The sequence below is a fragment of the Microcystis sp. LE19-41.2A genome, assembly GCF_027530405.1.
Classification (GTDB): domain Bacteria; phylum Cyanobacteriota; class Cyanobacteriia; order Cyanobacteriales; family Microcystaceae; genus Microcystis; species Microcystis aeruginosa.
In genome coordinates, this window is sequence record NZ_JAPZQJ010000476.1 from 1 (window position 1) to 5,420 (window position 5,420).

At 42.5% G+C, this 5,420-nt stretch carries 7 protein-coding genes and 1 tRNA gene; 4 read left to right on the top strand and 4 right to left on the bottom strand.

What is annotated here, in order from left to right:
- The 3 genes from O9290_RS20265 to O9290_RS20275 all read right to left on the bottom strand — a co-directional run.
- On the bottom strand, positions 1 to 753 hold a 753-nt coding region (locus O9290_RS20265), incomplete at its 3' end, for an RNA-guided endonuclease InsQ/TnpB family protein (RefSeq protein WP_288087466.1).
- A 135-nt stretch (positions 754 to 888) separates the two neighbouring features.
- A complete protein-coding gene (locus tag O9290_RS20270; protein ID WP_261779565.1) occupies positions 889 to 1,014 on the bottom strand; it encodes a hypothetical protein in 126 nt (41 codons plus the stop codon).
- 75 nt (positions 1,015 to 1,089) lie between these two features.
- Positions 1,090 to 1,160: transfer RNA gene (locus O9290_RS20275), tRNA-Cys, on the bottom strand.
- A 134-nt stretch (positions 1,161 to 1,294) separates the two neighbouring features.
- Between O9290_RS20275 and O9290_RS20280 the strand changes: the two genes are divergently transcribed.
- From O9290_RS20280 to O9290_RS20295, 4 genes are all read left to right on the top strand, one after another.
- Entirely contained in the window at positions 1,295 to 1,630 is a 336-nt protein-coding gene (locus O9290_RS20280; RefSeq protein ID WP_147071731.1) for a hypothetical protein, read from the top strand.
- Between the two features lie 383 nt (positions 1,631 to 2,013).
- Positions 2,014 to 2,937: a restriction endonuclease gene (locus tag O9290_RS20285; protein ID WP_288056122.1), complete on the top strand. Its 924-nt coding sequence runs from the start codon at positions 2,014 to 2,016 to the stop codon at positions 2,935 to 2,937.
- 75 nt (positions 2,938 to 3,012) lie between these two features.
- Entirely contained in the window at positions 3,013 to 3,594 is a 582-nt protein-coding gene (locus tag O9290_RS20290; RefSeq protein ID WP_002795626.1) for a phycobiliprotein lyase, read from the top strand.
- Positions 3,595 to 4,232: 638 nt separating this feature from the next.
- The gene (locus O9290_RS20295; protein WP_287732694.1) at positions 4,233 to 4,985 is read left to right on the top strand and encodes a phycobilisome rod-core linker polypeptide; all 753 of its coding nucleotides are present in this window, start codon (positions 4,233 to 4,235) and stop codon (positions 4,983 to 4,985) included.
- A gap of 89 nt (positions 4,986 to 5,074) precedes the next feature.
- Here O9290_RS20295 and O9290_RS20300 read toward each other — a convergent pair.
- On the bottom strand, positions 5,075 to 5,420 hold a 346-nt coding region (locus O9290_RS20300; protein ID WP_353852157.1), incomplete at its 5' end, for an aminomethyltransferase beta-barrel domain-containing protein.

Genomic DNA, 5,420 nt, shown 5'->3' on the forward strand with positions numbered 1-5,420 from the left:
AAGATTAAGTTTAGCTACTTTTACCCGTTGCTTGTGATAGTTTTTAGACTGTTTCTTTCCTTGACGAAACTTTTTGGATAATCGTCGTTGTGCTTTTTTTAGTCGTTTTTCTGACTTTCTTAAATAACGTGGATTCTCTACTATATTGCCTTGAGCGTCGGTATAAAATTCCTTTAACCCTAGGTCAATTCCTGTTATTTGTCCCGTTGGTTTATGGTATTCTTGCCGTTCTACGTCAATCAAAAACTGGCAATAATAACCATCGGCACGTCTAACAACTCTTACCCGTTTAATCTGTTGCTCTGAATAATAAACTAAGGTTTTTTGATTACACCATAAATCAAATTCTCCTGCTTTAAAACCATCAGTGAACTTGATTTTACGTCTATCATCAGATAGTTTGTAGCCTGTTAGTTTATACTCAACGGAACGGCTATGCTTTTTGAACCGAGGAAAACCCTTTTTCCCAAGTATCTTAGCATGACAATTCTGATAAAACCTATTAATTGATTGCCAGGCTCTATCAGCAGCCGATTGACGAGCTTGAGAGTTTAATTTATTAACCCATGGTGTCTCTTTATTGTTAGCTAGTACCGCGCAAAGTTTTTGGAGGTCATTACGGGTTGTCCCCTTATTGTCCATCCAATAACGAACACAAGAGTTACGCACAAACTGAGATGTTCTAATTGCTTCATCAAGCCGGTGATATTGCTCTGGTGTTCCGTTTTTTAACTTCGCTTCTACGACTAGCATCTAATAATCCTCGACCATTGGTTAAATTAATTATAACACTAAATCCAGTTATTAAAGACTGATTATCTATTCCTCCTTTTGCCTATTGCAAGAGTGCCTTTTGCCTATCTTCACTAGGAAATTTATTTTGCCTGACTACTGATAACACAGTTTACCGACAGATGGGGGAATTAAACCGATGCTCCGCGGTTGATATTCTGGTCGGATTTCATCCCCCGCAAAGGTGAGTATCTTGTCGAAAAATGTAGCGGGGGCATTCATCCGACATTCTAGGTAAAACCTTGGTAAACCTTAATTTAGACAAGGCAATCAAGAAAAGATTGCCGACATTTTCCAAGGCGCCACCCAGATTCGAACTGGGGGTAAAGGTTTTGCAGACCTCTGCCTTACCACTTGGCGATGGCGCCGATCAAGCACTACTTATCCTAGCATAACAGTTGGCAGTTTGCCAAGACTGGAACCTAAGAGTTGAGCGATCGATCTATAATTTATGCAGCAGTTCTCTAATATAGTGGGGGATTTCAGGCTTAAAAAAGCTATTATGATGAGAAATCAAAGATATTTACTAACTTTTATCGGTTTATTGGCTTTATCCTTGCCAGTACAGGCTAATAATGCCGTTTACCTTAGCCAAAGTTCTAATCCTGCCACGACTTTTGACAGTTATCGTCAAGAATGTTTACAAAGAGCGCGCGCGGAGGGATTAGCTGCTGATGTGGCCAAAGATCTATGCGACTGCACGATTAAAAAATTCCAAGCTCGTTACAATCTACAGCAATTCCGCACCCTCGTGCAGAAGTCGAAAACCGATAAAGCTGCCGCTAGGACTTTAGCGAGTGTGGGAGAAGCTTGTTTTGATGAGATTTTGTATGAATAGCAGGGATAGGGGGTTTTTTAGCTATCACCAAAAAAGCTCTCCCTGCTCCGCAGCTCTGGCGCTCATAGACAGTCTTAACAAGTAATTTAGATAGTCAACAGCTTATTTTTGAGTATCAAGACGATTATCAATGGCGATAATTTCTCTCTCAAATTCTTTAGGAATGCCTCCCAATCATTAATAAGTTCAGGTGTATTATACTAAATCCTGTTTTAAAAGTATAGGAGGGTAGGGAGTGGGGAATTAGGGAAGCAGGGAGTGGGTTTTAAAAGTTCGATTGGCAGTTAATCGCACTATTAAAAAACGATTTTGTATTATTATCTAAATTCTTGGAGATTGTTGCTGTATAATCGGAATGACTGACCCCGCTTTTCATCTGAACTATGCCTATTCCAGATTTTCAATCGATTATGTTGCCGCTATTAAAAATACTTGCAGATGGCAAAGTTTATAAATATCGAGAAATTTTTGAAGCCTTGGTCAGAGAGTTTCAAGTCACGGAAGCGGAAAGAAAAGAAATGCTTCCCAGTGGACAACAAGAAATTTTTGCTAATCGAGTCGGTTGGGCAAAAACCTATTTAAAGAAAGCGGGATTAATTGAGTCACCCCAAAGGGCAACTTTTGTAATTTCTGAGAAAGGAAAAGAAATCTTATCTCAAAATCTAGACCATATCGATACAAAATTTCTCAGGCAATTTCCTGAGTTTCAAGAATTTACTAGAGTCAATAAGCAAAATGAAACTATTACTCTTGAAAGCAATTTATCAACTTCTGATCAAGAACAAAACCCAGAGGAATTACTAGAAAACTCCTATCAAGAAATTCGTCAAGCATTAGCGACAGACTTACTTTCTATTCTGCGAAAATTATCCCCAGATGCTTTTGAAAAATTAGTAGTAGAATTACTGGTAAAAATGGGTTATGGTGGCTCGATTAGAGATGCAGGTAAAGCAGTGGGTAAGAGCGGTGATCAAGGGATTGATGGAATAATAAAAGAAGATAGACTCGGTTTAGATATAATCTATATTCAAGCCAAAAGATGGGCTGATAATAATGCCGTTGGTCGTCCAGAAATCCAGAAATTTGTCGGGGCATTAGCGGGACAAGGAGCCAAAAAAGGCATTTTTATCACTACTTCCTATTTTACCCAAGAGGCTTTAGAATATGCCCCCAGAAATGAGATAAAAATAGTGCTGATTGATGGGGAAGAATTAAGTCAATTGATGATTGATTATAACCTAGGTGTATCGACCCAAAAAATCTATGAAATCAAGAGAATTGATCATGATTATTTTGGGGATGAATGAGAGAGAGAGGGGGACAAGGGTTACAGAAAACGGCTATGGCGTTAAAATAGATGGAAAAAACAGAGGATAAAAACTATGGACGGTATGACCTTTTTTCAGAAAAGTGCGGGACAGTGGAAATCTCAGCGCACCACCCATCATTTACCCTTTCGACGCGCAGAAACCGGCGATTCCGAGATTTATGTGGAAGCTTTAAGCGCCGATAACCCGAAAATTATCGCTATCTGTGAAATGCACGAAGTGGATCCCGCTAAGACTGTGGGGGGTGCCTTTGTCAGTTGGGATGGTTCGATGCAGTGGGACAAAGAAAACGAAAATCATCAAGGAACCACCGTTTTTGCGCTAATTCCCGACGAAGATAATCCCCAAGCGGGTGTTCTCCTGCGGGAGCGAGGTTATGCGGAAATCATTCCCGTGGCGGGCCGTTATCACATTGATGAACAGGAAGGTTTAGTCTTAATTACAGAATACGAAACTATGACCTCGATCGAGCGTTTTTGGTTTGCCGATACCGATTTACGTCTCCGCACTAGCACAGTTCAACGTTTTGGCGGTTTTAATACGGCCACTTTTTGTGCTGAATCCCGCAATCAGTCATCGGAGTCAGTCTCTAGTGATTCCCCCGAACCATCATCCTATTCGATTAGTGGCTGGTAAATTCAGTTATCAGTTATCAGTTATCAGTTATCAGTTATCAGTTATCAGTTATCAGTTATCAGTTATCAGTTATCAGCTTTTTTCTCCCATCTCCCTAGAGTGGTTTCATTCTCTCAAATGTCATTCTCTCTAATCCTTGTCTGGCAACGTTTTTAGTCGATTTCTAGGAATAAATATCTGAAAATTTTTCAAAACGTCGCGCTTTGTAGGTTGATTCATGAATCAACCTACTATGAGAGCAAAAACCTGTACTCCCCTGCTCCCTAGCTTACCTCATAAGCGATTAAAGGTAGCAAAAAAAAGAATTAGATTCGGAGAATGAATCAACCCTAGGGGTTTGGGTAGGGTTGATTCATGAATCAACCCTACTATGAATCAACCCTACTATGAATCAACCCTACTATGAATCAACCCTACCCATCTCCCCGCTCCCCCGCAACGCGCACGAAGTGGTCTCCCCGCTCCGGCGCTCCCTGCTCCGGCGCTCCCTGCTCCGGCGCTCCCCAACACCCCGGATGGTAAGCAAGTTTTCTTAACAATTGTAAGAATTTTTAATATTTCTTTTCTAGTTGGCACCTACTCCCTTATCATTAGGAGGAAAGTTTTTTAAGCATTTCTAAGGATACGGAGGTTTACCCTTGGCCATTCCTCTTTTAAATTACGCCCCCAAGTCCCAAAACGTGCGGGTAGCTGGTTATGATGTCGGTGGAGACGAAAAACCGAGAGTTTACACGACGGAAAATGTCCTCTCCCCTACCGACCTGGACGATTTAATCGAAGCCGCTTACCGTCAGATTTTCTTCCATGCCTTCAAATGGGATCGGGAACCTTTCCTCGAATCCCAATTGCGTAATGGACAATTATCGGTGCGGGATTTCATTCGTGGTTTACTGTTATCGAAAACCTTCTATAACAGCTTCTACGAGAAAAACAGCAACTATCGCTTTGTCGAACAGGTAGTACAAAGAGTTCTCGGTCGCGATGTCTATAGCGAAAGAGAAAAAATTGCTTGGTCGATTGTCGTTGCCACCAAAGGGATTCAAGGTTTTGTCGATCAACTTCTCAACAGTGACGAGTATCTGCAAAGCTTTGGTTATGATACCGTTCCCTACCAACGTCGTCGCACCCTGGCCAGCCGCGACATCGGTGAACGTCCATTCAACATCACCTCGCCTCGCTACGATGGCTACTATCGTGGTATTTTGGGCTTCCCCCAAATCGTTTGGCAGAATGCTGTCCGTCGCTATGTTCCCCAAGAGCAAAAACCCAAAGCCGGCGATCCTTCCAGCTTCTTGGCTATGGCCCGGGGTCTCGGTAGCGCCAAAGGCAATCCTGTACCAAGAGTCTCCGCTATGAATATTAACATCGAGGCTTCTGTACCCCGTCGTTAATTTTTAGCTAAATCTGCTGGGGAGAGTCCCTAATTGGCAGAATGACCCCCGAACCATAATCAGGTTATTTTGTGAATTGGTGGCTCTCCCTATGGGGTTGCTCCTGAAATAATCCCCCCACCGAGAACGATTTCCCCTTCATAAATCACGGCTGCTTGGCCCGGGGTGATGCTAAATTGTGGTTCATCGAAAACCAGCTTCACTTGCTCATTTTCTAGGGGAATAACATTGACAGGAACGGCCGGAGAACGATAACGGACCTGTACTTGAGCGCGGATAGGGGTGGTGGGTTCAGCAATAGAAACCCAGTTCATCCTTCCGACAAGACAAGCGGCACTAACGGCACTGGCGCGATTACCGACGATAACCCGATTCATGACGGGATCGAGTTTTACCACATAGAGGGGTTCGGCGGCGGCGATGCCGATGCCTTTG

Bases quoted from the DNA above. Each gene is read 5' to 3' on its own strand.
- O9290_RS20270 (WP_261779565.1), bottom strand. From the start codon at position 1,014: ATGAATGCCCCCGCTACATTTTTCGACAAGATACTCACCTTTGCGGGG.
- O9290_RS20280 (WP_147071731.1), top strand. From the start codon at position 1,295: ATGATGAGAAATCAAAGATATTTACTAACTTTTATCGGTTTATTGGCT.
- O9290_RS20285 (WP_288056122.1), top strand. From the start codon at position 2,014: ATGCCTATTCCAGATTTTCAATCGATTATGTTGCCGCTATTAAAAATA.
- O9290_RS20290 (WP_002795626.1), top strand. From the start codon at position 3,013: ATGGACGGTATGACCTTTTTTCAGAAAAGTGCGGGACAGTGGAAATCT.